28 protein-coding genes are annotated in these 26,594 nt (G+C 68.2%); 9 read left to right on the forward strand and 19 right to left on the reverse strand.

Annotated elements, in window-relative coordinates; all coding sequences use genetic code 11:
- Positions 1-23: 23 nt before the first annotated feature.
- A complete protein-coding gene (purM, locus tag ACXDF8_RS08190) occupies positions 24-1,094 on the reverse strand; it encodes a phosphoribosylformylglycinamidine cyclo-ligase (RefSeq protein WP_457222754.1) in 1,071 nt (356 codons plus the stop codon).
- 163 nt (positions 1,095-1,257) lie between these two features.
- Entirely contained in the window at positions 1,258-1,524 is a 267-nt protein-coding gene (locus tag ACXDF8_RS08195; RefSeq protein ID WP_457222755.1) for a DUF2461 family protein, read from the reverse strand.
- Between the two features lie 82 nt (positions 1,525-1,606).
- Here ACXDF8_RS08195 and ACXDF8_RS08200 point away from each other — a divergent pair, with 82 nt between their 5' ends.
- Both ACXDF8_RS08200 and ACXDF8_RS08205 read left to right on the forward strand, forming a co-directional pair.
- On the forward strand, positions 1,607-2,035 hold the full coding sequence (locus tag ACXDF8_RS08200) for a cupin domain-containing protein (protein ID WP_457222756.1): 429 nt from the start codon (positions 1,607-1,609) through the stop codon (positions 2,033-2,035).
- Between the two features lie 82 nt (positions 2,036-2,117).
- Complete coding sequence (locus ACXDF8_RS08205; protein ID WP_457222757.1) at positions 2,118-3,440, forward strand: DUF2867 domain-containing protein; 1,323 nt, start codon at positions 2,118-2,120, stop codon at positions 3,438-3,440.
- A gap of 16 nt (positions 3,441-3,456) precedes the next feature.
- Here the strand turns inward: ACXDF8_RS08205 and purF are convergent, their stop codons facing one another.
- Together purF and ACXDF8_RS08215 are read right to left on the reverse strand one after the other, a co-directional pair.
- A complete protein-coding gene (purF, locus tag ACXDF8_RS08210; protein WP_457222758.1) occupies positions 3,457-4,986 on the reverse strand; it encodes an amidophosphoribosyltransferase in 1,530 nt (509 codons plus the stop codon).
- A 92-nt stretch (positions 4,987-5,078) separates the two neighbouring features.
- Positions 5,079-5,471 carry a sterol carrier family protein gene (locus ACXDF8_RS08215; RefSeq protein ID WP_457222759.1) on the reverse strand — a complete coding sequence of 131 codons (393 nt, stop codon included), beginning with the start codon at positions 5,469-5,471 and terminating at the stop codon, positions 5,079-5,081.
- A gap of 65 nt (positions 5,472-5,536) precedes the next feature.
- On the opposite strand from ACXDF8_RS08215, the gene ACXDF8_RS08220 reads away from it, so the two are divergent.
- A complete protein-coding gene (locus ACXDF8_RS08220; RefSeq protein ID WP_457222760.1) occupies positions 5,537-5,959 on the forward strand; it encodes a PPOX class F420-dependent oxidoreductase in 423 nt (140 codons plus the stop codon).
- A gap of 1 nt (position 5,960) precedes the next feature.
- On the opposite strand, the gene ACXDF8_RS08225 is transcribed toward ACXDF8_RS08220, so the two are convergent.
- From ACXDF8_RS08225 to ACXDF8_RS08255, 7 genes are all read right to left on the reverse strand, one after another.
- Positions 5,961-6,521, reverse strand: coding sequence for an Rv0804 family intramembrane glutamic endopeptidase (locus ACXDF8_RS08225; RefSeq protein ID WP_457222761.1), 561 nt, complete (start codon positions 6,519-6,521; stop codon positions 5,961-5,963).
- The gene (locus ACXDF8_RS08230) at positions 6,518-8,302 is read right to left on the reverse strand and encodes an alpha/beta hydrolase (protein ID WP_457222762.1); all 1,785 of its coding nucleotides are present in this window, start codon (positions 8,300-8,302) and stop codon (positions 6,518-6,520) included. The genes ACXDF8_RS08225 and ACXDF8_RS08230 overlap by 4 nt, the downstream gene beginning before the upstream one ends.
- Entirely contained in the window at positions 8,299-10,596 is a 2,298-nt protein-coding gene (gene purL / locus ACXDF8_RS08235; RefSeq protein WP_457222763.1) for a phosphoribosylformylglycinamidine synthase subunit PurL, read from the reverse strand. The genes ACXDF8_RS08230 and purL overlap by 4 nt, the downstream gene beginning before the upstream one ends.
- Positions 10,597-10,626: 30 nt before the next feature.
- A complete protein-coding gene (locus ACXDF8_RS08240) occupies positions 10,627-11,217 on the reverse strand; it encodes a TetR/AcrR family transcriptional regulator (protein ID WP_457222764.1) in 591 nt (196 codons plus the stop codon).
- 4 nt (positions 11,218-11,221) lie between these two features.
- Positions 11,222-11,644 carry an ester cyclase gene (locus tag ACXDF8_RS08245; RefSeq protein ID WP_457222765.1) on the reverse strand — a complete coding sequence of 141 codons (423 nt, stop codon included), beginning with the start codon at positions 11,642-11,644 and terminating at the stop codon, positions 11,222-11,224.
- 74 nt (positions 11,645-11,718) lie between these two features.
- Positions 11,719-12,957: a cation:proton antiporter gene (locus tag ACXDF8_RS08250; protein ID WP_457222766.1), complete on the reverse strand. Its 1,239-nt coding sequence runs from the start codon at positions 12,955-12,957 to the stop codon at positions 11,719-11,721.
- Between the two features lie 93 nt (positions 12,958-13,050).
- Positions 13,051-14,343 (reverse strand): M18 family aminopeptidase, encoded by a 1,293-nt coding sequence (locus tag ACXDF8_RS08255; RefSeq protein WP_457223045.1) that lies wholly within the window; start codon positions 14,341-14,343, stop codon positions 13,051-13,053.
- A 42-nt stretch (positions 14,344-14,385) separates the two neighbouring features.
- Between ACXDF8_RS08255 and ACXDF8_RS08260 the strand changes: the two genes are divergently transcribed.
- Together ACXDF8_RS08260 and ACXDF8_RS08265 are read left to right on the forward strand one after the other, a co-directional pair.
- Positions 14,386-15,408: a Dyp-type peroxidase gene (locus ACXDF8_RS08260; RefSeq protein WP_457222767.1), complete on the forward strand. Its 1,023-nt coding sequence runs from the start codon at positions 14,386-14,388 to the stop codon at positions 15,406-15,408.
- A complete protein-coding gene (locus tag ACXDF8_RS08265) occupies positions 15,408-16,205 on the forward strand; it encodes a family 1 encapsulin nanocompartment shell protein (RefSeq protein ID WP_457222768.1) in 798 nt (265 codons plus the stop codon). Before ACXDF8_RS08260 ends, ACXDF8_RS08265 begins: the two co-directional genes overlap by 1 nt.
- A 16-nt stretch (positions 16,206-16,221) precedes the next feature.
- Here ACXDF8_RS08265 and purQ read toward each other — a convergent pair whose 3' ends face one another.
- From purQ to ACXDF8_RS08280, 3 genes are read right to left on the reverse strand one after another with little or no spacing between them, the layout of a single operon-like run.
- Positions 16,222-16,893 carry a phosphoribosylformylglycinamidine synthase subunit PurQ gene (gene purQ / locus ACXDF8_RS08270; protein ID WP_457222769.1) on the reverse strand — a complete coding sequence of 224 codons (672 nt, stop codon included), beginning with the start codon at positions 16,891-16,893 and terminating at the stop codon, positions 16,222-16,224.
- Positions 16,890-17,129, reverse strand: coding sequence for a phosphoribosylformylglycinamidine synthase subunit PurS (purS, locus tag ACXDF8_RS08275; protein WP_457222770.1), 240 nt, complete (start codon positions 17,127-17,129; stop codon positions 16,890-16,892). The genes purQ and purS overlap by 4 nt, the downstream gene beginning before the upstream one ends.
- Before the next feature lie 51 nt (positions 17,130-17,180).
- Positions 17,181-17,924, reverse strand: a complete 744-nt coding sequence (locus ACXDF8_RS08280; protein WP_457222771.1) for an ATPase — start codon at positions 17,922-17,924, stop codon at positions 17,181-17,183.
- On the opposite strand from ACXDF8_RS08280, the gene ACXDF8_RS08285 reads away from it, so the two are divergent.
- On the forward strand, positions 17,901-18,539 hold the full coding sequence (locus ACXDF8_RS08285; protein ID WP_457222772.1) for an MBL fold metallo-hydrolase: 639 nt from the start codon (positions 17,901-17,903) through the stop codon (positions 18,537-18,539). The genes ACXDF8_RS08280 and ACXDF8_RS08285 overlap by 24 nt on opposite strands.
- 72 nt (positions 18,540-18,611) lie before the next feature.
- Positions 18,612-19,412 carry an SDR family oxidoreductase gene (locus tag ACXDF8_RS08290; RefSeq protein ID WP_457222773.1) on the forward strand — a complete coding sequence of 267 codons (801 nt, stop codon included), beginning with the start codon at positions 18,612-18,614 and terminating at the stop codon, positions 19,410-19,412.
- Positions 19,413-19,424: 12 nt separating this feature from the next.
- Here ACXDF8_RS08290 and ACXDF8_RS08295 read toward each other — a convergent pair whose 3' ends face one another.
- The 4 genes from ACXDF8_RS08295 to ACXDF8_RS08310 form a co-directional block, all read right to left on the reverse strand.
- The gene (locus ACXDF8_RS08295) at positions 19,425-20,129 is read right to left on the reverse strand and encodes a DUF2334 domain-containing protein (protein WP_457222774.1); all 705 of its coding nucleotides are present in this window, start codon (positions 20,127-20,129) and stop codon (positions 19,425-19,427) included.
- A gap of 70 nt (positions 20,130-20,199) precedes the next feature.
- Positions 20,200-20,688, reverse strand: a complete 489-nt coding sequence (locus ACXDF8_RS08300; RefSeq protein ID WP_457222775.1) for a glutathione peroxidase — start codon at positions 20,686-20,688, stop codon at positions 20,200-20,202.
- 83 nt (positions 20,689-20,771) lie between these two features.
- Positions 20,772-22,907 carry a S9 family peptidase gene (locus ACXDF8_RS08305; protein WP_457222776.1) on the reverse strand — a complete coding sequence of 712 codons (2,136 nt, stop codon included), beginning with the start codon at positions 22,905-22,907 and terminating at the stop codon, positions 20,772-20,774.
- Positions 22,904-23,809, reverse strand: coding sequence for a phosphoribosylaminoimidazolesuccinocarboxamide synthase (locus tag ACXDF8_RS08310; RefSeq protein WP_457222777.1), 906 nt, complete (start codon positions 23,807-23,809; stop codon positions 22,904-22,906). The genes ACXDF8_RS08305 and ACXDF8_RS08310 overlap by 4 nt, the downstream gene beginning before the upstream one ends.
- A 51-nt stretch (positions 23,810-23,860) precedes the next feature.
- Between ACXDF8_RS08310 and ACXDF8_RS08315 the strand changes: the two genes are divergently transcribed.
- A complete protein-coding gene (locus ACXDF8_RS08315) occupies positions 23,861-24,499 on the forward strand; it encodes a hypothetical protein (protein ID WP_457222778.1) in 639 nt (212 codons plus the stop codon).
- 52 nt (positions 24,500-24,551) lie between these two features.
- On the forward strand, positions 24,552-25,373 hold the full coding sequence (locus tag ACXDF8_RS08320; RefSeq protein WP_457222779.1) for a mycofactocin-coupled SDR family oxidoreductase: 822 nt from the start codon (positions 24,552-24,554) through the stop codon (positions 25,371-25,373).
- Here the strand turns inward: ACXDF8_RS08320 and ACXDF8_RS08325 are convergent, their stop codons facing one another.
- Positions 25,374-26,591 (reverse strand): cytochrome P450, encoded by a 1,218-nt coding sequence (locus ACXDF8_RS08325; RefSeq protein ID WP_457222780.1) that lies wholly within the window; start codon positions 26,589-26,591, stop codon positions 25,374-25,376.
- Positions 26,592-26,594: the final 3 nt, after the last annotated feature.

A 26,594-nucleotide genomic window follows, 5' to 3' on the forward strand; every position in this document is an offset into this window, starting at 1 on the left:
GCCGCTCTTTCTCCTCTCTACCTCTAAAAGCGCGGGTGCTGTCCCACGAGCTTGGCTCGGGGGCCGTCCTTCCCCTTGGTGACAGTGCCCAGCGTCCAGCAGTTCAGGTGGCGTGCGGTCAGAATCGCCAGTGCGCGGTCGGTGTCCTCCGGCGCGACGACGGCGACCATGCCGACACCCATGTTGAACGTCTTCTCCATTTCGGCACGGTCGATGCGTCCGCGCTGGCCGATCATGGCGAAGACCGGTGCGGGTGTCCACGTACCCCGGTCCAGTTCGGCGACCAACCCGTGCGGGACGACGCGTTCCAGGTTGCCGGCCAATCCTCCACCGGTGACGTGGCAGAACGTCCGCACCTGGGTCTCGGCGGCCAGCGCCAGGCAGTCCTTGGCGTAGATGCGTGTCGGTTCGAGCAGTTCCTCGCCGAGGGTGCGGCCGAATTCCTCCACGTGGCCCGCCAGGTCCATCCGGTCGATCTCCAGGAGCACCTTGCGCGCCAGCGAGTAGCCGTTGGAGTGCAGCCCGGAGGAACCCATCGCGATGATCACGTCACCGGGACGGACCCGGTCGGGGCCCAGCACGTCGTCGGCCTCGACGACGCCCACGCCAGTGGCCGAGATGTCGTAGTGGTCTGGCTCCATCAGGCCCGGATGTTCGGCGGTCTCCCCGCCCAACAGCGCGCAGCCGGCGATCACACAGCCCTCGGCGATGCCGGCGACGATCGCGGCGACACGCTCGGGAACCGTGCGCCCGACGGCAATGTAGTCCTGCAGGAACAACGGCTCGGCGCCACAGACCACCAGGTCGTCGACGACCATGGCGACCAGGTCCAGCCCCACCGTGTCGTGCTTGTCCATCGCCTGCGCCACCGCCAGCTTGGTGCCGACGCCGTCGGTCGAGGCAGCCAGCAGCGGCTCACGGTATCCACCGCGCAGCGCGAACAAGCCGGCGAACCCGCCCAGCCCGCCGCGCACCTCGGGCCTGGTGGCCCGCTTCGCCAGCGGTTTGAACAGCTCGACGGCGTGGTCACCGGCCTCGATGTCCACTCCGGCCGATGCGTAGGAAATGTGGTTGTCTTCCTCGCGATCCGTCATCGGGCATAAGGCTACCGTCCAGTGACCGGTGCCGGTACGGCCCAGGGTCAGCCGACGTGACGGGCCAGCCATTCGCGCAGCGGCGCCCCGGCCCGCAACGTCGTCACCACCCGGTCCTTGGCTTGGCGGGTGCCCAGCCAGGCCCCCACCGACCAGGTCTTCATCATCGCGATGCCCTTATGCCGAAGCAGGTCGATGCGCGGATGTTCTTGTAGGGCACGTCGTCCTTGTTGAACCGCACGTCGCGGTGGGGCCGGCACAGCGTGGGTTCACCGAATTCGTCGGCCAGCTCACCGAGCAGCTGCTCCATCGGCGCCCGCACATGCCGCTCGTAGACCGTCTTGTGCTCGGCCCGGTAGGCCTTGGAGTTGTCGGCCTCAAGGCCCTCGTAGAACTCGACCGCCTCGATCGGCCATCCCGAGAAGGCCATGGCGCCCATTCTGGGCGAGGACCGCAGCGGGCGCGGCTGATCCAGCCGGTGGTTCCGCCTACGGTGTGACACGCTGCTCACCATGCAGCGGTTGACGTGGGTCACAGTTCCGGTCGCACTTGCGATCGTGATGTCGACATCGATCCCGGCGTCGGCCACACCGAGTGGCGGCATCGAGGCGATGACGATGTCGCAGGCCACGCTCAACGGCCGTGACTTCGTCACCCGGCAGATCACCGTCGCACCGGGCGGCAGCACCGGCTGGCATTACCACCCCGGCCAGGTGTTCGGTCTGATCAGGGAAGGCACCCTGACCCACTACGACGGGGATTGCTCGATCGACGGCGTCTACCAGGCCGGCGACTCGATCAGCGAGCGCAGCGGGTCGGGCTATGTGCGCGAAGGCCGCAACGAGGGCTCCGTCCCGCTGGTCGTGTGGGTGCTCTACATCGACCCCGCTGGGGCTCCGCTCGCGGTGGATATGCCCAATCCGGGCTGCCCGTTCGAGTAGGCATGGATTAGCAAGACCGGTCGCAGGGCAATCCAGCTGGGCGTCCGCTCCGAATAACGGATACGACGATCGGAGGGGTTTCGTGTCGGCTGACTCAACTCGCTGCCTGGTGACAGGTGCAACCGGATACATCGGCGGGCGCCTGGTGCCCCGACTGCTGGACGCCGGTTTCTCGGTACGCGCGCTGGCGCGCAACCCCGACAAGCTCGCGAACGTCCCGTGGCGGTCCAAGATCGAGGTCGCCCGCGGCGACCTCGGTGACGCCGGCTCCCTGGAAAAGGCCTTCGCCGACGTCGACGTCGTCTACTACCTGGTTCACTCGATGGGCACCTCGGCCGACTTCGCCGCCGAAGAACGCCGGGCCGCCCAGAACGTCGTGACGGCGGCTCGCCGCGCCGGCGTGCGACGCATCGTCTACCTGAGCGGCCTGCATCCCGAAGGCGCCGAGCTGTCCACCCATCTGGCGTCACGCACCACCGTCGGCGAGATCCTGATCGCGTCCGGCATCGAGACCGTCGTGCTGCAGGCCGGCGTCGTCGTCGGCTCGGGGTCGGCGTCGTTCGAGATGATCCGCCACCTCACCGACCGGCTGCCGGTGATGACCACGCCGAAGTGGGTGCACAACAAGATCCAGCCGATCGCCATTCGGGATGTATTGCACTACCTAGTCGCCGCCGCCACCGTCGAGGTGCCGGCGTCGCGGTCATGGGACATCGGTGGCCCTGACGTCCTGGAGTACGGCGACATGATGCAGATCTACGCCGAGGTCGCGGGCCTGAGCCGCCGCTACATGCTGGTGCTGCCGGTGCTCACCCCGAGAATCGCGAGCCTGTGGGTCGGCTTCGTCACCCCGATCCCGTCCGGTCTGGCCCGGCCGCTGGTCGAGTCCCTGCACTGTGACGCGGTGATGGCCAATCACGACATCGACACCATCATCGCGCCACCGGACGCGGGGCTGACCCCCTACCGCAAGGCGGTGTCGTTCGCGCTGGCACGCATCGCCCGCGGCGAGATCGAGACGACGTGGAACACCGGGACCGCCGCGCAGCTGCCCAGCGACCCCGACTGGGCCGGCGAGGTGATCTACACCGACACCCGGTCGCGGCGCACGGCCGCCAGCCCCGATCGGTTGTGGAAAGCCGTGGAGAGCAGCGCGCCGCACCACTGGTCGGTCGAGGAACGCGAAGCGGGCACGTTGTTACGGCTGCGAGCGCGCAATCGCGCCCCCGGGGACCGGTGGCTGGAGATGCGGGTCACGCCCGAGGACGGCGGCAGCCGCTACGAGCAGCGGGCGATCTTCTATCCGCGCGGTCTGCTGGGCCGGCTCTACTGGTACGCCGGTCGCCCGGTGCAGGCGATCACGCTGGACGCTCGGGTACGCAAGGTGACCGCGGCGGCGGGCTGACCCGCGTGGGCGCAGGCTAGGGCCGGCGCAACGCCGAGGCGTTGTCGTTGTCGGATTGCAGCGGTTGGATCGGCAGTCCGGTGCGGGCAGCAGTGGCCAGCATGTGCTCGACGACGTTCTTGCCGAGCGCGGCCTCGCCGGGCAGCTCGATCGGATAGTTGCCGTCGAAGCACGCGCAGCACAGCCGTGTCGGCGGCTGCTCGGTCGCCGCGATCATGCCCTGCTGGGAGATGTAGCCGAGGCTGTCGGCGCCGATCGCGTGCCGCACCGCCTCGAGCATCTCGCCCTCGGACTCGACCGCATTGGCGATGAGCTCGGCCGGTGTGGCGAAGTCGATGCCGTAGAAGCACGGCCACTTCACCGGCGGCGAGGCGATGCGCACATGCACCTCGACCGCACCTGCCTCACGCAGCATCCGGATCAGAGCGCGCTGGGTGTTGCCGCGCACGATCGAGTCGTCGACGACGATCAGCCGCTTGCCCCGGATCACCTCTCTGAGCGGGTTGAGCTTGAGCCGGATCCCGAGCTGCCGGATGGTCTGCGAGGGCTGGATGAAGGTGCGGCCGACGTAGGCGTTCTTCATCAGGCCCTGACCGAACGGGATTCCGGATTCCTGCGCGTATCCAACCGCGGCAGGCGTGCCCGATTCCGGTACGCCGATGACCAGATCTGCCTCGACCGGCTTCTCGCGGGCCAGCCGCCGGCCGATGTCGACGCGGGTGGCATGCACCGAGCGACCGACGATGGTGCTGTCCGGCCGGGCCAGGTAGACGTACTCGAAAATGCAGCCCTTCGGCGTCGGGTTGGCGAACCGGGTGGAGCGCACGCCGTCGGCGTCGATGGCGAGCAATTCACCGGGCTCGATGTCGCGGACGAAGGACGCACCGACGATGTCGAGGGCCGCGGTCTCCGAGGCCACCACCCAGCCGCGGTCCAGCCGGCCCAGCGACAGCGGCCGTACCCCGAACGGATCCCGCGCGGCATAGAGGGTGTTCTCGTCCATGAACGTCAGACAGAAGGCGCCGCGCACGCCGGGCAGCAGCTTCAGGGCGGCCTGCTCGATGCTGGAGTCGGCCGCACCGTGTGCCAGCAGCGCGCCGAGGATGTCGGAGTCGGTGGTCGCCGCGCCCGGCATGTGCGGGTTGATGAGTCCGGCCTCCCGGGCGCGAGCCGTCAGCTCGGTGGTGTTGACCAGATTCCCGTTGTGCCCCAAGGCGATTCCGGTGCCTGCGGCGGTATTACGGAACACCGGTTGAGCGTTTTCCCAGGTGGTAGAGCCGGTCGTGGAGTATCGGCAGTGGCCGATGGCCACGTGGCCCTCCATAGCGGCCAGGGTCTGTTCGTCGAACACCTGACTGACCAGACCCAGGTCCTTGAAGACCAGCACCTGCGATCCGTCGGCGACCGCGATCCCGGCCGCCTCCTGGCCCCTGTGTTGCAGGGCATAGAGGCCGTAATAAGTGAGTTTGGCTACATCCTCGCCGGGAGCCCACACGCCGAAGACGCCGCACTCTTCCCGAGGTTCGTTTTCAACTACGTCGGTCACGATATGGGCTGCTCCCTGGCAGGGGGTAGTGACATAGACCAGTTTACGGGCATCAGCTGGAAACGCGGAATTGAACGGCCAGTGTCGACCGGTCAGTCACCGAGTGTCACCACGGGGAGCCAGGCCGCCACTTCACCGGCTCGCGACCCGGACAGGCGCAGGGCACCCATGTCGGTGGCCTCCTGGACCCCGAGCAGGCCCGTCGTCAACCGCAACCAGGTCCGCGGATCGGTCTCCACCACATTGGGTGGTGTGCCCCGGGTGTGCCGGGGCCCGGAAATGCATTGCACCGCAACAAAGGGCGGGACCCGCACCTCGACGCTGGCGCCGGGGGCCATCCCGGCGAGGGTGCGTGCCGTGAGCCGCACCGCGTGGGCGATCGCCGCTCGATCCGGGGTGGGCGCTTCGTCGTCACGCAGCCACGCGGCGACGAGGCGGACCGCGGCCAGAGTGGCCTCCGGGTCGGCGCTGCGGCGGGCGGGCATGGCATCGAGTATGACGACCGCGGTGGCGTTGACATCAACCAGAGTTGAGGTTCTACGGTCGGCTCATGGCTACCGCAAGTCCCTTCAAAGCCCATGAGATCGAGTTCCTGGCCTCGGCGGACCTCGGACGATTGGCCACCGCGCAGCCCGACGGCACCCTGCAGAACAGCCCCGTCGGCTTCAGCTACAACGCCGAACTCGCCACCATCGACGTCATCGGCCACAACATGGCGAAGAGTCGCAAATTCCGCAACATCGCCGCCAACAACACCGTGGCGTTCGTGGTCGACGACATCGTCTCGCACGACCCGTGGCGGGTGCGCTGCCTGGAGATCCGCGGAACCGCGCAGCAGGCGCAGGACGCTACGGGCGAGGCGCTAATCAGGATTACGCCCAAACGCGTCATCAGCTTCGGTATCGACGACACCGAGACCGAACCGCACGAATTGGTGCCCGACAGTCGCGACGTGTCGACCGCGGGCGACTGACCTACCGGAGCGCCCGGCGCCGCTGCACCAGCAGGGCGGCCACCGCCGCCGTTTCGTTGACCGCCAGGTGCGCCAGCACCGGCGCCAGCACACTGCCCGAGCGCTGCGTGAGCCAGCCGAACACCCAGCCAGCCGAGCCCGTCACGACGATGGTGCCGATCACCGAGTCGCCGACCCGCCTGGCGTCGGGGATGTGCCAGAGCCCGAACAGGACGGCCTGAAGCAGCCGGCCACCGGTCGGTCCGACCGCTCGGCGGCCGAGGCTCTCAAGCACGCCGCGAAAGAGCATCTCTTCGGTCCACGCCGTGGCGACCGGGATCTCCAGCACCATCCAGCGCCTGACGTTCGCCGGGATGCGGCGCTCCGCCATGCCGACGCGGACGCGGGTCGACGACGTCGTCGCCGCGACAATCGCCACCACCACCGCCGCTGCCGCACCGCCGAACCGCAGCCCTGACCACATCTGCGGTGGCCGCAGACCCAATGTCGCGCCGACCGCCCCCGCCAGTGCGGTGCTGACGATCGCACGCACGCCGGGGGTGCCGGAATCCTTGGTGATCATTGGAATTCGGGCCCACCGGCGGCGATTGACCTGTCCAGCGAGCGCCGGATCCGATCGGTGTCCTCGGCGCGCCAGCCCGGTGGCGCCGCGACGGCGACCCAGCCGTCGAGCTGACTGTCGCCGTAGTTGTGGCCATGGCCGACCGGCGATCCCTGCGCACTGGTGACATTGCCGGCCATGTCGGCGCTGACCTGCCAGAACGTGATGATCGGATACCAGCGCATCAGGGCACTGCGGTCGAACCCGGGCGGTTCGGTCAACCAGTCGGGTCGTTCGAAGAGCAGTTCGGGCGACCACCACACCACCGGGTCGGACGGGTGCTGAAGGAAGAGCACGCGCGGGCTCTGCCACGGCGGCGACGCCGCGACGGCGGCGATCTCCGCGGGGCCTGCCGCCTGCGCGAACCGCACGGTCCGGCCTGCGTCGTAGCGCGGTTGGTACTCCGGGCTGCCCGGATCTCGCCTGGCAGTCAACGCGTTCCACAACGCGCTGGCATTGGGCGGCCCCACCCACAGCACCGCCGAGAACCCCATGTCGACGACGTCGGGCAAGTACCCGAAGGCGCCCTGGCCGGCCATCGAACCCAGGCTTTCGCCGTAGAGCACCAACTGTGGGCGGCTCGCCTCGGGCCATTGCAGCCACCGCCGGTGGATAGCGTCGATCATCGCCCGGCCCGCCACCACCGACTTCTGCCGGTCGGCGAGGAACGAGATCCAGCTCGGCAGATAGGAATACTGCATGGCCACGAGCGCGGTGTCGCCGTTGTACATCGATTCGATGGAACGGGCCGCCACCGGATCCACCCAGCCGGTGCCCGTAGTCGGAACGATGACCAACACTTTGCGCTCGAATGCCCTGGTGCGCTGCAACTCCGAGAGCAGAACGGCGATCTGTCCATCGATGGTGTCCGCAGTCTGCAGACCGGCGTAGACCCGGATCGGTTCCTTGGCGGGCCGGGCGTTGAGCTCGGTCAGTTCGTCGGCATGCGGTCCGGTGGCCACGAAATTGCGGCCCTGGAAGCCGAGGGTGTCCCATGGCGCGAACGAGCTTGGGCTGCCAGACCTTTCGGCTTGCAATGGTTGCGAGACGCCGGGGCGGGTGGTGTTGTTCTCCGGTTGGAAGACCGCGCTGGCGGCAGCGATGAAGCCACGGTAGAGCACCCCGTTGACCAGCATGATAACGAGCACAACCACGATTGCGGTTCCGATGAACATCGCAACCTCGTCGTTGAGGTGCCAGCGCCGGATCATCAGCCGGGCCAGATACCGCACCGCGTCCCGGATCACCCGCGCCACACCGACCAACACTCCACCGGCGACCAGGGCCACGACCAGGGCACGCAGATACAGCGGCGTCGAGAACCCTTCGATGCCCATCACGGCGGAGATCTGGCGCTGCCAGGCCGCCGCGGGAATCAGCATCAGCACGCTGGCGGCGATGGACAGCACGACCGTCGCGGCCTTCAGGCCGTAGAGGACCTTCGGGCTCGGCGGCCACCAGGGGCGGTGGACGAGGAATAGGCGACGCACGACCACACCGGCCAGCACGCCGATCCCGTATCCGATCGCAGCGTTGATGCCGCCGATGAGCCCGGCCAGAAACCAGTCGCGGGGCATCAGCGACGGGGTCAGGGACAGGCAGAAGAACAGCGCGCCCGACCCCACCCCGGTGAAGTCGAGGCGCACCAGACTCCATGCCCACTCGATCAGTGATTCGCGGCGACGCTTCGACTCAGGCGGGGTCGCGACCTCGCCGGTGACGTCGTCGACCGCGCTGGTCATCCGAAGAGTCCGGGCAGCACTTTCTCGGAGGTGGTGCGCAGCTCCTCGAGCGTCACCGTGAATAGTCCCTGCACCTCGATCGAATCCGAGCCTGGGTCGGACACACCGATCCTGGTGGCCGGTAGATCACGTGCCTCGCACATCGCCGTGAAGCGACTCTCCTCGGTGCGGGGAACCGCGACCAGGACCCGGCCGGCGGACTCCGCGAACAGCATGACGAACGGGTCAGAGTCACTCGGAAGCAGGATGCGACAACCGGTTTCGCCGGCCAGCGCCGCTTCGACCACCGCTTGGGCCAGGCCGCCTTCGCTCAGGTCGTGCGCCGCCGAGGCCAATCCGTCGCGCGATGCCGCGGTCAGCACCTCGGCGAGCAGCTTCTCGCGCGCCAGATCCACCTTCGGCGGCACACCACCGAGGTGATCGGCGGTGACCTGGGCCCAGATCGACCCGTCGAACTCGTCACGGGTGTCACCGAGCAGGAACAACGTCTCACCCGGCTCGTTGCCCAGACCGGTCGGCAGCCGCCGGCTCACATCGTCGATCACGCCCAGCACGCCGACGACCGGGGTCGGCAGGATCGGCGTCGCCCCGGTCTGGTTGTAGAAGCTGACGTTGCCACCGGTCACCGGAATGCCAAGGGCCGCACACCCATCGGCCAATCCACGAACTGCCCGCGAGAACTGCCACATCACACCGGGATCCTCCGGCGAGCCGAAGTTGAGGCAGTTGGTCACCGCGATGGGTGTGGCACCGGTGACCGCGACGTTGCGATACGCCTCGGCCAGCGCCAGCTGCGCGCCGGTGTACGGATCGAGCTGGGTGTAGCGGCCCGAGGCATCGGTGGACACCGCGATGCCGCGGCCGGTCGCCTCGTCGATGCGCAGCACGCCGCCATCGGCATGCTCGGCGAGCACGGTGTTGCCACGCACGTAGCGGTCGTACTGCTCGGTGATGAAGGCACGGCTACACAGGTGCGGACTGCCCACCAGCGCAAGCAAAGTCGCGCGCAGCTCGGCACCGGTCGACGGGCGCGGCAGGGCGGCCGAGGTGTCGGCGTTGAGCGCGTCCTGCGAGTCGGGACGGGCCACCGGCCGCTGGTAGACCGGGCCCTCGTGGGCCACCGTTCGGGGCGGGACGTCGACGACGCATTCGCCGTTCCAGCTGATCTGCAGTCGGTCGCCGTCGGTGACCTCGCCGATGACCGTGGCCAGCACCTCCCACTTGCGGCAGACGGCCATGAACGCCTCGACGTTCTCTGGGGCCACCACCGCGCACATGCGTTCCTGCGACTCGCTGGACAGAATCTCGGCGGGGGTCATGTTGGCCGCCCGCTGCGGCACCTTGTCCAGCTCGATGGCCATTCCGCCGTCACCGGCGGACGCCAACTCCGAAGTGGCACAGGATAATCCGGCGCCACCGAGGTCCTGGATGCCGATCACCAGCCCGGCGGCGTACAGCTCCAGGCAGCATTCGATGAGGACCTTCTCCATGAAGGGATCGCCGACCTGCACGCTGGGTAGTTTCTTGCGGCCCGGGCCGGAGCCCTCGTCACCGCCGAAGGTGTCCGATGCCAGGACCGACACCCCACCGATACCGTCCAGGCCGGTACGCGCGCCGAACAGGATGATCTTGTTGCCGGCGCCGGAGGCGAACGCCAGATGCAGGTCTTCCTTACGCAGGACCCCGACGCACAACGCGTTGACCAACGGGTTGCCGGCATAGGAGGCGTCGAAGACGGTCTCGCCGCCGATGTTGGGCAGGCCGAGCGAGTTGCCGTAGCCGCCGATGCCGCGGACCACACCGTCGAGCACCCGGCGGGTGTCGGGGGCGTCGGCCGCGCCGAAGCGCAGCTGGTCCATGACCGCGACCGGTCGCGCCCCCATTGCCATGATGTCGCGCACGATGCCGCCGACGCCGGTCGCCGCCCCCTGGTAGGGCTCGACGTAGGACGGGTGGTTGTGCGACTCCACCTTGAAGGTCACCGCCCAGCCGTCGCCGATGTCCACCACGCCGGCGTTCTCCCCGATGCCGGCCAGCATCGCGGCCTTCATCTCGTCGGTGGTGGTCTCACCGAAGTAGCGCAGATGCACCTTGGAGGACTTGTAGGAGCAGTGTTCGCTCCACATCACCGAATACATCGCCAGCTCCGCGTCGGTGGGCCGGCGGCCGAGGATGTCGCGGATCCGCTGGTATTCGTCGTCCTTGAGGCCGAGTTCACGGTACGGCTGCGGGTGGTCGGGGGTGGTGGCCGCGTGGTCGACGGTGTCGACTGCTCCAGAGAGCCCAGATGTCACACGCACAGTCTAGTTTGCGGATCGGCCATATCAGGATTCGGCGATTCGAGCCGCTTCGACCAGCGCTCGGATCGCCCACCGCCGGACCTCCCGAGCGCGGGCGGGCGCCAGCTGCAGGACATCGGTGAAGGCCACCATCGACTCGGTGCCGATCATCACCGCCAGCGCACTCGCCAGCGCGGGCAGGGCATCGGGCCGGAATTGGTCGCGGGCCGGCGCCAGCGCGGCCTCGATGAGCGCGGCCCGCCGGTTCTGGCGCACGGGGTAGTCGCCGGTCCGCTGCAACGACTGCGCGAGCATGACCCGGAAGGCCGGCTCGTTGGCGGCGATCATGTCGGCGAGCGCCTCGTCGAGGCGCTCCAGCCGTTCGACCGGGTCATCGGAAGCCCCGGCGAACAGCTCGCCAGCGTCGGGCATCGCCCAGTCCAGCGTCGCCTCGACGATCAGCATCTCGGCGTTGGGAAAGTAGCGGTAGGCCGTCGCGCGCGACACCTGCGCGTGCACGGCGACATCTTCGACGGTGATCTTACGGCCCTGGCGAAGCAACCGGGATGCCGCCTCCAGCAAGTCTTTTCGGGTGCGGGCCCGCTGATTGTGCCGACCCGACACCGCCTCGCCCACCGACTCAGGCCTGCGACAGCTGGGCGATGATGGCCGCCAAGTCGACCCACACGTTCTCGCGCTGGATGTCACCGCCGTCGGCGAAGTCAATGACGTGCAGCAGCCGGAACTCGAGGGGCCGGTTGTTGCCCGCCAGGCCGAAGGGCCGCCCCGGTGCACGGCCGCGCCACACCGATTCGTCGACGACGAAGTTCTCGCCGTAGAGCCGCCGGACGGTGTGCATCGATCCCTCGGAGAGGTCACAGAACAGGCCTTCGTAAAAGGCTCGGGCACCGTCGCGGCCACGGGTGGGTCCGGCGGGTGAGCCCACGATGTCGTGTTCCACATCGGCTGCCAGCGTCGCCAGGACACCGTCGACATCGTCGGCGGCTTCGAAGTGGAAATGCTCGTCGAGCTTGCGATCCATCTCGGCGCGGGTCAGTGCCATGGCGTTCCTCGGGCGATCGTCGGCGGGACGATCAGACGTTAATGAGATGCCAGTCTCATGTCAATACGCATATCTCACGAGTGCTGGACCGGGTTGGCCACCGCCTCCGGGTCCGCCTCGCGGCGCACCGATGCGCGCCGCACCAGGGCCGGCCCCACCACACCGTGGATCACCACGCTGCCGAGCACGACGATGACCATCACGGTGAGCAGGGTGTCGGCAGGGTCGTCGGGCAGCACGCTGTAGGCCAACAAGCCCAGGGCGATGCTGGCAGTGCCGCTGGGCCCCAGCCCGGCCAGCAATGTTCGCTCCGGCCGCGACAGCCCCGAGCCCAGCAGCGCCAGGGTCACCGGTACCGCGCGGACGACCGTCAGTACGAGCAAGCCGTACAGCACCTGAGTGAGCTCCACCCCGTCTTCGAGGACGAACCAGGCGACCGCGCCGAAGGAGAACCACACCACCGCGGTGAGCAGAAAGTTGACGTCGTGGATGAAGTCATGCTCCCGGCTGTCGTCGATGTAGCGCCGCACGCTGTTGTAGGCGATACCGCAGACGAACGCGGCGACGAATCCGTTGCCGTGCAAGCCCACGTTCACCACGTACGTCAGCACCGGAGCCCCGACCACGAGAACCCGCCGGGACTGCTCGGTCATGAGGGAACGGTTGTCGGCCACGTTGGCCAGCCACGCCAGACCCGCCCCGACCGCCAATCCGAGCCCGATCGCGAGGACCAGGTGCGGCAGTCCCTGCCGCAGCGCGTTCACGACGCTCTCGGTTTTGGTGTGTTGGCCCGTGGCAAGCGAGAGGGCGAAGAGGTAGACCGGGGCGACGACGCCGTCTGCATATCCCTCTTCGACGTTGAACATCTGCCGCACCCGCAGCGGAATACGTTCGTCGTGGAGGAACGACACCACAGGCGCGAAGTCGATGGGGACGACCACGCATGCCATCACCAACAGCATCGGCCAGGACAACCCCGGCAGTAAGCCCATCCCGATGACGACGGCCAAGGCCAGGCTGATCGGCAAGGCGACGAACAGCATTCGCAACGCCAGCTTGGCCTGCCCGCCGAAGAAGCCGCCGCGGATTCCGGCAGCATGCTCGAAAAGCACTATCGCGAGGATGGTTTCGATGACGGGTTCGACGGCATGCGCGTCGATGGCGATGGCGAACGCGTCGTTGGTGGCGAACCCGACCAGGCCGCCGGCGAACACCAGCGTCATCACCGGCGTGATGCCCCACCGTTGTAACCGGCGGGCGACCAGCGACCAGGCGACGATCGTGGCGGCGATCCCGGCGACCGTCCACAGCACGGGAGTGATTATTGCCCGCGCAGCGGCGCGGTGCGAGACAGAGCACGCCGAACCGCGGCGCGATCGAGCAAACGCGTGAGTGGCCTGGGGTATTTACTCCGGCGCCAAAAACGCCTGCAACGCGGCGGCATACGCGGCGACGTCGGCGGCACCCATCAGTTCCCGGGCGGAGTGCATGGCCAGCTGCGCCGCCCCGACGTCGACGGTGGGGATGCCGGTGCGGGCCGAGGTCATCGGACCGATCGTCGACCCGCACGGCAGGTCGGCGCGATGCTCGTAGCGCTGCAGCGGCACGCCGGCCTGCCGGCAGGCGAGTTCGAACGCGGCGGCGGTGCGGCCGTCGGTGGCGTAGCGCAGGTTGGGCTGCACCTTGAGCACCGGCCCACCGTTGACGGCGATCTGATGGGACGGCTCGTGGCGGTCGGGGTAGTTGGGGTGCGTCGCGTGCGCCATATCGCCGGAGGCGACCATCGAGGCGGTCAGCCGGCGCAGGAAGTCCTCCCGGTCGCCGCGCTCGGCCAGCACGATCCGTTCCAGCACGGTGAGCAGCAGGTCGGATTGCGCGCCGTGGTCGGAGGTCGACCCGACCTCTTCGTGGTCGAACAGCGCCAGCACCGGCAGGTATCCGCGCGGTTCGGCGGCCAGGAACGCCTCCAGCCCGGCGTAGCAGGTGCCCTGGTTGTCCAGTCGGGGGGCGCTGACGAACTCCCCGTTCGAACCGATCAGCGCCGACGGGCTCAGATCGTGGGTCATCAGATCCGCGGACAGCAGGTCGCCGGCCGACACCCCAGCCCAATCGGCGACAAAGGCCAGGAACGAACGGGGCACGTCCCCGAGTCCCCACACCCCGTTGACGTGCCGCTGCGGGTCGAGCTTCACCGCCGACCGGTCCTCGGCGAGGTGGATCGCCAGCTGCGGTACCCGCAGGATCGGCTCGTCGATGAGTACCAGCCGGTGCGACACCCCGCCGTCGGCGTCCGGGTCGCGCACCGACAGCCGCCCGCTGATCCCGAGATCGCGATCCAGCCAGGAGTTCAGCCACGCTCCGCCGTACGGTTCCAGCGCGACCACCTGCCAGCCGGCGACCGCCCGATCCGGGTGTTGTTTGACCCGCAGATTGGGGCTGTCCGTGTGCCCACCGACGATGCGGAACGGCCGCCCGCGGTCCCCACCGCTCTGGGTGCCGTCCGCACCGTTCCAGGCGACCAGCGAGCCGGCCCGCACAGTGAAGAACCGTCCCGCGCGCTGCGGCCACCGATCGGTTTCGGCGAGCTCGGTGTAACCGGCGGCCCGCAGCCGCAGGGCCACCGTCTGGCAGACGTGGAAAGGCGAGGGAGACGCGTCGACGAACTCGCACAAGCCGTGCGCACTGGCACCTGTGGACATGTTCACCATCATCGCCGACGCCTGGTTGGATAGGGTCACACGGTGCCTTCCCCGCTACCCCAACCGGTACTGGCGCCGCTGACCCCAGCCGCGATCTTCCTGGTGGCCACCATCGACGACGGCGGCGAGGAGGCGGTGCACGATGCGCTGCCCGATCTGGCCGGCCTGGTCCGCGCGATCGGCTTCCGCGATCCGTCCAAGAATCTGTCGATGGTCACCTCGATCGGCGCCCACGCCTGGGATCGGTTGTTCGCCGGGCCGCGGCCTGCGGACCTGCATCCGTTCGTCGAACTTCGCGGCGCCCGGCACCACGCCCCGTCGACACCGGGCGATCTGTTGTTCCACATCCGCGCCGAGGTGCTCGACGTGTGCTTCGAACTGGCGGCGCGGGTGGTCAAGGCGATGGCCGGGGCGATCACCATCGTCGACGAGGTGCACGGCTTCAAGTTCTTCGACAACCGCGACTTGTTGGGTTTCGTCGACGGCACCGAGAACCCGGCCGGGCCGCTGGCGGTCGGCGCCAGCCAGATCGGCGACGAGGACCCCGATTTCGCCGGCGGCTGCTACGTGCACGTGCAGAAGTACGTCCACGACATGGGATCGTGGGAGTCGCTGTCGGTCACCGAGCAGGAACGCGTCATCGGGCGCACCAAGCTCGAGGACATCGAACTAGCCGACGACGTCAAGCCGGCCAACTCCCACGTCGCCCTCAACGTCATCTCCGACGCCGAGGGCAACGAGCTGAAGATCGTGCGGCACAACATGCCGTTCGGCGAGGTCGGCAAGGGCGAGTACGGCACCTACTACATCGCCTATTCCCGGTCTCCCGGCGTCACCGAGAAGATGCTGGAGAACATGTTCATCGGCGACCCGCCGGGCAACACCGACCGCATCCTGGACTTTTCCACGGCCCTGACCGGTGGCCTTTTCTTCACCCCGATCACCGACTTCCTCGACGACCCGCCGCCGATGCCGGGACCCGACGACCCGGCGGCAGCTCCCCCCGCCACCGCAACCCCTTCCGACGGCTCATTGGCGATCGGCAGCCTGAAAGGACAATCTTGATGAACAACCTTTACCGCGAGCTTGCCCCGATCACCGAAGCCGCTTGGAGCGAAATCGAATTGGAGGCCACCCGGACCTTCAAGCGCCACATCGCGGGCCGTCGCGTCGTCGACGTCAGCGATCCAAGCGGCCCGGTCACCGCGGCGGTGAGCACCGGACACCTGCGCGACGTGCCCGCGCCGGCCGACGGGGTGGTGGCCCACCTGCGGGAAGCCAAGCCGCTGGTGCGGCTGCGAGTCCCCTTCACGGTGTCGCGCACCGCCATCGACGATGTCGAGCGCGGCGCCCAGGACTCCGACTGGGATCCGGTCAAGGATGCCGCCAAGAAGCTGGCGTTCATCGAGGACCGGGCGATCTTCGAGGGCTACGCGGCAGCGTCCATCGACGGCATCCGCAGCTCCAGCTCGAATCCGGCGCTGGCCCTGCCCGAGGACGCCCGCGAATATCCCGACGTCTTCGCCCAGGCGCTGTCCGAGCTTCGGCTCGCCGGTGTGGACGGCCCCTATTCGGTGCTGCTGTCCGCCGACGCCTACACCAAGGTCAGCGAAACCACCGAGCACGGCTATCCGCTCCGCGAGCACCTCAACCGGCTGGTGGACGGCGAAATCATCTGGGCGCCGGCCATCGACGGCGCGTTCGTGCTCAGCACCCGGGGCGGCGACTTCGACCTACAGCTGGGCACCGACGTCGCCATCGGGTACCTCAGCCATGACGCGGACTCGGTGCAGCTGTACCTGCAGGAGACGTTGACGTTCCTGTGCTACACCGCCGAGGCCTCGGTCGCGCTGACCACCTGACGTCGGGCGGTTTCGACTAGACCAGGACGGCGTCGAGCGCGGAGTAGAACATCCCGAGCCCGTCGTCGGACGGGCCGGTGAGCGCCTCCGTCGCATGTTCGGGGTGCGGCATCAAGCCGACGACCCTGCCGTTGGCGGAGCTGATGCCGGCGATGTCGCGCATGGACCCGTTGGGGTTCTCGGCATAGCGGAACACCACCCGACCCTCGCCCTCGAGTTCGTCGAGGACGGCGTCACTGGCCACGTAGCGGCCCTCGCCGGACTTCAGCGGCACCAGCAGTTCGGCGCCCCATTCGTAGCGGGAGGTCCACGCGCTGGTCACGGAGTCCACCTTGAGCCACACGTCGCGGCAGACGAAGTGCAGGCCGGCGTTGCGGGTTAGTGCGCCGGGAAGCAGACCGGCCTCACAGAGCACCTGAAAGCCGTTGCAGATGCCGAGCACCGGCATGCCCCGGCCGGCCGCGGCGATGACCTCGCCCATGACCGGCGCGAACTTCGCGATCGCCCCGCAGCGCAGATAGTCGCCGTAGGAGAAACCGCCGGGCACGACGACGGCGTCGACACCCTTGAGATCAGCGTCACCGTGCCAGAGGCTGACGGCCTCGGCACCGGCGAGCCGCACCGCACGCGCGGCGTCGACATCGTCGAGGGTGCCCGGGAAGGTGATGACCCCGACCCGGGCGCTCATGCCGGTTCCCGGGTGACCGACCAGTCCTCGATGACGGTGTTGGCCAGCAGCGACTCGGCGATTTCGGCGAGCTCGGCGTCGCTGACCGAGTCGTCGACTTCGAGCTCGAATCGCTTGCCCTGCCGGACATCTGATATTCCGGCGTGTCCCAGACGGCCCAATGCGCCGACGATCGCCTGACCCTGGGGGTCGAGGATCTCGGCTTTGGGCATCACGTTGACCACCACTCGGGGCACGGGCGCTCCTGCTGACGTCGGCGAATATTGCGGTTCAACTCTACCGGCGGCTCATGGACACGACCCGATGTAGGCCGTGCACAGCGGCGCGCCGAGGGCGTCGAGCACCGTGTCGTCCGGCAGCGCCGGCCACGGGGTAAGTGGCGGCGCGGTGGACCACAGCGCCAATTCGGTCACCGTGCTGTTGGCCGGATTGACCACCAGGTACTGGTGCAGGATCACCGGGCCGCTGATCACCGCGGCCACCCGGTCGGGTTCGGCGGTGGACAGCGACGGCGAGGCCTGCGCGTTGGTGCGTTGGCAGGAGCGAAGCGCCGAAACCGCGGCGGTGAACACGTCCTGCGCCAATTGACCGCCGCGCCAGGTCTCACCGCGCCAGTGCAGGATCTGCGCCTGCAGCTGCCACTGGCCGTCGGGATTGACCACCGTCGCTCGCTCCCCCACGGCATACGCGCGCGGATCCTGCGCCACCGCAGGCGTCCCGCAGAGCTCCTCGAAGCGGAACCGGGGCGCCACCGCCGTCACCGCCACTCCGGCCAGCCGTGGCCAGGCGTAGCGGGCGTTGAGCGGCATCGCCCACGGCGCGACCCACGCGGCGTCGGGGATGCGGTCACAGTTGGGCGGACAGTTCTGCGGTTCGGCGACAGCCCGCGGCACTCCCGGCCCACCGGCTAGCGCCCCGGTCAACCCGTAGGCCACCAGCATCACCGCGAACACCCAGCGCATGGTTCTTATATTTCTCAGCCTCCCCCTGCGCGCACAATCGTAAGCATGGAACTGACGCATTTCGGCCATTCATGCCTTCTCGCCGATTTCGACGGCACCACCCTGCTGTTCGACCCCGGCACCTTCTCGCACGGATTCGAGGGCGTGACCGGACTGTCGGCGATCCTGATCACCCATCAGCACCCCGATCACGCCGACCGGGACCGGTTACCCGCTCTGGTCGAAGCCAACCCCGACGCGGTGTTGTACGCCGATCCCGCCACCGCGGCCGAACTCGGTGGACCGTGGCGGGCGGTGCACGTCGGTGACCAACTCGACCTCGCCGGGTTGGCCATCCGCGGCGTCGGCGGCCGGCACGCGGTCATCCATCCGGAGATCCCGGTGATCGACAACATCTCCTACCTTGTCGGGGACACCGAGCATCCGGCGCGGCTGATGCACCCCGGTGATGCGTTGTTCGTTCCCGACGAGCCGGTGCAGGTGCTGGCGACCCCGGCCGCCGCCCCGTGGATGAAGATCTCCGAGGCCGTCGACTACCTGCGGGCCGTGGCGCCTGAGCATGCGGTGCCGATCCACCAGGGCGTGGTGGCCCCGGAGGCACGCGGGATCTATTACGGACGGCTCACCGAGATGACCGACACCGATTTCCGGGTGTTACCCGAGGAGAATCCCGTCCGGTTTTGAGCGGTTCTGAGATATCAACGCAGACAACCGGATCGGCGTGGTGGTGAGGAACAGACACCGAAGGAGACATCTGTGAGCACAACCGATCTCGAGAACCTGTTCGGACTGTCGGGCAAGACCGCGTTGGTCACCGGCGGGAGCAGCGGCATCGGGGTGATGATCGCCCGAGGCCTGCTGCAGGCGGGGGCCAGCGTGGTCATCAGTTCCCGCAAGGCCGACAAGTGCGCCCAAGCCGTCGAGGAGCTCTCGGCGTTCGGCTCGGTCCGGGCGATTCCCGCCGACCTGTCACACCAGGACGAGTGCAAACGGTTGGCCGCCGAGATCCTCGCCGACACCGACGAACTGCACATCCTGGTCAACAACGCCGGCGCGACGTGGGGTGAACCGCTGGAGTCATTTCCGGCGTCGGCGTGGGACAAGGTGCTCGACCTCAACGTGAAGTCGCCGTTCTGGATGGTGCAGGAACTGGTCGGCGCCCTACGCAAGGCCGGCACCCAGGACGATCCCGCTCGCGTGATCAACATCGGCAGCATCGACGGGATCCACGTCCCGGTCATGAACACCTATTCGTATTCGGCCAGCAAGGCAGCCGTGCACCAGTTGACCAGGGTGCTGGCCAAAGAGCTTGGTCCACAACACATCACAGTGAACGCGGTCGCGCCCGGACCGTTCCAGTCGAAGATGATGGCTGCGACACTGGACGCCTTCGGCGACGCGATCGCGGCCGCATCGCCGATGCGCCGGATCGGCCGTGACGACGATATGGCGGGCATCGCCGTCTTCCTGGCCAGCCGGGCCGGCGCCTACGTGAACGGGGCGATCATCCCGGTCGACGGCGGGATGGCGACGACGGCGAGCGGCTCGGGCCGGTAGTTCCGGCAAACCTCAGGCCGCCGAGGAGGCGGGGCGGTCCTGACCCCAGCGGTACACCGTCGGGGTGCAGCCGTGCATCAACGCCAGGTCGACGGCGTCGAGCATGGCCTGGCGCGGCCCGACCTTACGCAGGTGCCGTGCGCTGACGGCCAACCGGACGATTCCGCCGCGGCGCGCCGCGCGTTCGGCGGACAGCACCAGGGTTCGGCACCACCAGGGTTCGCTCAAGAAACCTTCGCCGATTCCGAGCACCCGTGCGCGGACCGTCGCCCCGGCCACCAGATCGGTGATCCCGTGCAGATCGGCGAGCATCCGAAAGCCGTTGCGAGGCAATGCTGCCGCCGTCCCCGGCGACACCGTCCAGCCGGGAGCGGCGAAGAGCCGGGTCCGCAACCCGACATGCTCGAGCACCCGGTCGGCGCCCATCAGCCGTAGATTTGCCTCATGCGCGGGCAGCGCGGCGAATTCACCGCGGCGCTTCTTGGTGGCGGCGGCGTCGAAGCCGTGCAACACCACCGAGTCCCCGCCGCTCCGGCGGGTCCGCAACCAGTCCACGGCTCCCGGATCCGACTCCAGCCGATAGCCGCCTTTGTGCCGAGGCGCGACGAGCAGGGACAGCGGCACCGATCGGCTGTCGAGCGCCGCGCAGAAGTCGTCGACGTCGACCAGCGTCCGGTCGCTGATCCCGGACACCGACACGATCAGTTGTCCCGCCACGAAATCCAGTGTGGCAATTCCAGGTGTCCGGACGGTGACGTGTGACCAGATGTCAGGAGTCCATCGGTGTTCAGCCTGGCAGTACGGCCTCGATCGCGGCGACCACCTCGGGGGCGTCGGGCTCGGTGCGGGGACGGAAGCGATTGACCACGGTGCCGCCCGGCGCGATCACGAACTTCTCGAAGTTCCACTGGATGTCGCCGGCCTGCCCGTCGGCGTCGGCGGTCTGGGTCAACTCGGCATACAGCGGATGGCGGTCGGCGCCGTTGACATCGATCTTGGCCAGCAGCGGGAAGGTGACGCCGTACGTCGTCGAGCAGAACGTCGCGATCTCCTCCGGCGTCCCCGGCTCCTGGCCCATGAACTGGTTGCAGGGCACGCCGATCACCGTCAGCCCGCGGTCGGCGTAGTCGCGCGCGAGCTGTTCCAGCGCACCGTACTGCGGTGTGAGACCACACTTGGAGGCCACGTTGACCAGGAGCACGGCGCGGTCGCAGTAGTCGCCCAGCGATGTGGGTCGGCCGTCGAGGGTGGTGAGCGGGATGTCCGTCAGACTCATGGCGCTGACGTTACCGCGCCCGGCACCGTACGGCGGTCGGGGTGTTCACCAGACCAGCCGCGGACGAAGATCCAAGGTCGCGGTCAGGGCTTCGCACCGCCTTCGAGGTGGTCGTCCTGGCCGCGGCCGTAGTGGTCGCGGTCGGCGGTGGCCAGTAACCACGAGTACTGGAACGCCGCCTCCTTCCACCGCTCGTAGCGGCCGCTGATCCCACCGTGGCCGGCCGCCATCTGCGTCTTCAACAGCACCGGATGCCCGTCGGTCTTGGTGTGCCGCAGCGCCGCGACCCATTTGGCCGGCTCGACGTAGAGCACCCTGGTGTCGTTGAGCGATGTCATCGCCAGGATCGCCGGGTAGTCCTTGGCGTCGACGTTCTCATACGGCGAGTAGGACTTCATATAGAAGTAGACATCGGAGTTCTCCAACGGATTTCCCCACTCGTCCCACTCGGTGACCGTCAAGGGCAGCGACGGATCCAGGATCGAGGTGAGCGGATCGACGAAGGGCACCTGGGCCAGGATGCCGGCGAACAGCTGCGGAGCCAGGTTGGCGATCGCTCCCATCAACAACCCACCGGCGCTGCCGCCGAGAGCCACCAGGTTCTGCGGACGGGTCGCACCGGTGTCGACCAGATGCTGTGCCACCGCGACGAAGTCGGTGAAGGTGTTGCGTTTCTCCAGCAGCTTGCCGCCTTCGTACCACAGCCGTCCCATCTCGCCGCCACCGCGGACGTGGGCCACGGCGAACACCACTCCCCTGTCGAGTAGCGACAGTCTGGCCACCGAGAAGCGCGGGTCTTCCGACGATTCGTAGGCACCGTACCCGTAAAGCACGGTGGGGGCCGGCAGTTCGACTCCAGCCCGGTGCACGATGGAGATGGGCACCCGGGTGCCGTCGTCGGCCACCGCCCAGTCCCGACGCTCGACGTAGTCCTCGCGGCGGTAGCCGCCCAGCACCGGCTGCTCGCGCAGCAGGGCCCGCTCGCCGGTGGCGAGGTCGAGGTCGTAGATCCGCAGCGGGGTGATGAACGACGTAGTGCCGACCCGCAGCCTGGGCGTGGACCAGTTCGGGTTTCCGGCCAGGCCCGCAGACGTCAGCTCCGAGTCGAAGGTGATCTCCTCCGGCGTGCCGTAGCCGTCACCGGTGATGGGCCACAACTGGATTCGGGGCAGCGCCTCGCGGCGGTAGCTGACCACCAGATGGTCGGCGAAGGCGTCCACTCCGTCAAGGCGGACATCGTCGCGTGCGGCGACCAGGGTGCGCTGGTCGGTCGGATCGTCGACCGGTGCCTCGACGAGGGTGAAGTTGACCGCGCCGTCGTTGTGCAGGATGAGGAACTTGTCTTGGCCGCCCACCACCGCGTGCTCGACCGAGTACTCGACACCGTCGCGGCGGGGCAGGACCGTGGTGAAGCCAGTGTTCGGATCGGCGGCGTCGCCGACCCACACCTCTGAGGTGATCGCCGATCCGGCGGCGATGATGAGGTAGGAGTTGCTGCGGGTGCGGCCGACTCCGATCCAGAATCGCTCATCGGGTTCGTGCAGGACCTGCTGGTCGGGCTCGCTCGATCCGAGCCGGTGGCGCCAGACCGTGTCCGGGCGCCACGCGTCGTCGACGGTGGTGTAGTACACAGTTGCGTTATCGGCCGCCCACGTCACCCCGGAGGAGATGCCGGCGATCTCGTCTCCGATGAGCTCACCGGTCCGTAAGTCCTTGAACCGCAGGGTGTAGCGCTCGTCGCCGACGACGTCGACCGAGTAGGCCAGCAGGTTGCCGTCCAGGCTCACGCTGCTGGCACCGAGGGAGAAGAACTCGTGGCCTTCGGCTTCGGCGTTCTCGTCGAGTAGCACCTGCTCGCCGGGGACCTCGGTGTGCTCGTCGAACACCGGCGGGGTCCAGTCGCTGGCGTCGGAGACCGGGCAGCGGCAATGCGCGCCGTACTGCTTGCCCTCGAAGCTGCGCCCGTAGTACCACCACTGCCCGCGGCGGGTCGGCACAGACATGTCGGTCTCTTTAGTGCGAGCCTTGATCTCCTCGAAGATCTTCTGCCGCAACGGCTCAAGGTAGGCGGTGGCCTTGTCGGCGTAGGCGTTCTCGGCTTCCAGGTGAGCGATGACCTCCGGGTCGGCCTTGTCTCGCAGCCACTCGTAGGGGTCGACGAAGACGTCGCCGTGGTGGACCCGCTCGGTGTCGACCCGCTTGGCGATCGGCGGCTTCATGCGCTCGGCCCGATCCAGTCGGCGAACGACAGACCCGAGATACGTTCGTAGGCTTCGATGTAGCGCGCCCGGGTGGCATCGACGATCTCGTCGGGCAGTGGCGGCGGTGGAGTCGGACCGTAGCGGTCCCAGCCCGATTCGGCACTGGTGAGCCAGTTGCGCACGAACTGCTTGTCGAAACTGGGCTGCACGACGCCGGGCTGGTAGGTGTCGGCCGGCCAGTACCGCGACGAGTCGGGCGTGAACACCTCGTCGGCCAGCACGACCCGGCCGTCGGCGTCGACACCGAACTCGAATTTGGTGTCGGCGATGATGATTCCCTTCCTCAAGGCGTGGTCGGCGGCCTGGCCGTAGATCTGCAACGTGCGGTCCCGCAGCTGGTCGGCGAGCTGCGCGCCCACCATGTCGACGACGCGGTCGAAGGAGATGTTCTCGTCGTGCTCACCGAACTCGGCCTTGCTGGCCGGGGTGAACAGCGGGGTCGCGAACTTGCTGGCTTCGACCAGGCCCGGCGGCAGGGCGATCCCGCAGACCGTGCCGGTGCGCTGGTAGTCCAGCAATCCCGAGCCGCTCAGGTAGCCGCGCGCGACGCATTCCACCGGGACCATCTCCAGGCGGCGCACCACCAGGGCACGGCCCAGGACATCGTCGGGGATGCGCGGGTCGTCGGGCGGGCCGGCCAGGTGGTTGGGCGCGTCGATCTGCTCCGAGATGAGGCCGAAGAAGAACACGCTCATCGCGGTGAGGATGCGACCCTTGTCCGGGATCAGGCTGTCCAGGATGTAGTCGTAGGCCGAGATGCGGTCGGTGGCGACGAACAACAGGTGCTGGTCGTCGATGCCGTACAGCTCGCGAACCTTCCCGCTGGCCAGATGTCGATAGTCGCTCAGAGCAGGGCGCATCGCGTCAGCCTATCGGCCGCTGTGGCGCCACGATTGTGCTGGGATCGAGCGATGAGATCGCGGTTCCTGCCCTACGCCACCACACCCGGCCGGCTGCTCGCGCAGTTGGTCAGCGATCTGCTGGTCGGAGTGTGGATCACCGCCTGGGTGTTGGTCGGCCTGGGCGTCCACAGCGCGGTCGCGACCATCGCCGAGGTGGGCCGGCAGGTGAAGGACGGAGCCACCGGGATCGCCGACAACCTGGACTCGGCGGGCGAGAGCGCACACAAGATTCCCCTGGTGGGCGACACGGTGTCCAAGCCGCTGCGAGCTGCCAGCGAGGCCGCGCTGGACCTCGCCGGCGCGGGACACAACCTCGACAGCACCGCGACGTGGCTGGCCGTGCTGCTGGCGATCGCGGTGGCCGCGCCGCCGATCCTGGCGGTGGGTATGCCGTGGCTGTTCCTGCGGATCCGGTTCTTCCGCCGCAAATGGACGGTCATCGCACTGGCCAGGACCTCTGCCGGGGAACAGTTGTTGGCACTGCGGGCGCTGGCCAACCGGCCGTTGCGCAAGCTCACCGAAGTCAGCTTCGACCCGGTCGGGGCGTGGCGGCGCGAGGATCCCTACGCGATCCGCGGCCTGGCCGCACTCGAACTGCGCTCCGCGGGCGTCGCGATGCCCCGGGCGTGGCGGACGTTGGCGCGTTGAGCGGGCTTCGCACGTCCGCGCGCCGCGGCGGCACCAGGCTACAGTTCGGCTCGTGTCAGAGCTCATCGATACCGTCGCAGTAGTCACCGGCGCCGCCCGCGGCCAGGGCCGCAGTCATGCGGTGGCGCTGGCCGCCGAAGGCGCCGACGTCATCGTCGTCGACCGGTGCGCCGATATCGAGTCGATTCCCTACCCGCTGGCGACCAAGGCCGACCTCGACGAGACCGTCGAGCTGGTCCAGGCCCAGGGTCGGCGCGCTGTTGCGGTGATCGCCGATGTGCGCGACCTGGACGCGCTGACCGCCGGGGTGCGCAGTGGGATCGACGAGCTCGGTGACATCGACATCGTCGTGGCCAACGCCGGCGTGGTGGCGATCGGACGCCGGGACCCGCTGGATACGCAGGTCTACCACGACATCCTCGACACCAACCTCGACGGCGTGTGGCACACCATCGTCGCGACCGTGCCGTCGATCATCCGTAAGGGGCGCGGCGGCTCGGTCATCCTGACCAGTTCCGCTCAGGGTCTGGTCGGCCGCGGTGGCGACGGCAGCGCTGCGATGTTCGCCTACGCGGCGGCCAAACACGGGGTGGTCGGGCTGATGCGTTCGGCGGCGAACGCCTATGCCCAGCACAACATCCGGGTCAACACGGTGCATCCCACCGGGGTGGGAACGCCGATGATCCTCAACGAGCACATGGCGCGGATGATGCAGGAGAGCCCGAATGCGCCGTCGCTGTCCGCGAACCTGATGCCGGTACCGTTCGTCGAAAGCGAAGACGTCACGAATGCCGTTGTTTTCCTTGCCAGCCCGAAGGCACGCTACATCACCGGAGTGACGCTGCCGGTCGACGCCGGCCACGCCGTGATGTGATCAGCGCAGTTCGACGACCAGGTGCCGAATGCCGGTGTGCCGATTACTGCGCGCCCACTCCACCGGCTTGGCCACGTGGATCTCGTTGAACCGCCCGAGCATTTCCTCGTAGAGCACCCGCAACTCGAGGCGCGCCAGATTGGCCCCCAGGCAATAGTGCACGCCCTGCCCGAAGCCCAAGTGCGGATTAGGTTTACGCCCGACATCGAAGGTGTCGGCGTAGTCGAACACCGACGCGTCGCGGTTGGCCGAACCCTCCCACACCAGCACTTTCTGACCGGCTTCGACCCGGTGCCCGCCGAGTTCGGTGTCCCGAGTGGCGGTCCGCCGCTTCGACGGTGACGGCGAGGTCCAGCGCACCATCTCCTCGACCGCCGTCGGCAGCAACGCGGGATCGCTGCGCAGCCGTTGATACTGGTCGGGGTGCTGCGCCAGCGCCAGCAGTCCCCCGGCGATCGCGTTGCGAGTGGTCTCGGCGCCCGCACTGAACAGCAGGGAAAAGAACATGTACAGCTCGAGATCGGACAACGAGGCGTCCTGCACCGTTGCGTTGGCGACCACCGAGAGCATGTCGTCACCGGGCTCGGCGCGCTTGGCGGCGATCAGCTCCATGCCGTAGGCGAACATCCGCGAGCCGGCTTCCTCGACAGATATCGTGCCGACCTCACCCTTGCGGGAGTCACCGAAGTCGAAGCTCGGCTCGATGGCCCGGAACAGCCAATGCCGTTCGGTCTCAGGCACACCCAGCAGGATGCAGATCATCTGCATCGGCAACTCGGCGGCCACGTCCATCAGGAAGTCGAAAGGGACACTCGGCCGAACCGCGTCGAGCAACACCCGCGCCCGGTGCCGCAGATCGTCCTCGACCCGGCGGATCATCCGCGGGGTCAGCCCGGAGCTGACCAGTCGGCGGATGTGGGTGTGGCGCGGGTCGTCCATCATGTTGAGCACCTGGCCGGCGACCGGCAAGTCCTGCAGCAGGGTGCCGCCGTACGGCCGCTCACCACCGGTCACCGACGAGTAGGTGTCTGGATCACGCAGCACGGCAAGGGTTTCCGGGTGCGTCGCCACTGACCAGAACCCCTCACCGTCCGGGGTGTTCTCCGTGGGCTCGTGCCAGTAGACCGGCGCCTCGCGGCGGTGCACGGCGAACAGCTGATGGGGAAACCCGTCGGCGAAGTTGTCGAGGTCGGTGAAGTCGATGTCGGTGAGCGACACGGG

Source organism: Mycolicibacterium sp. CBM1, assembly GCF_054073305.1.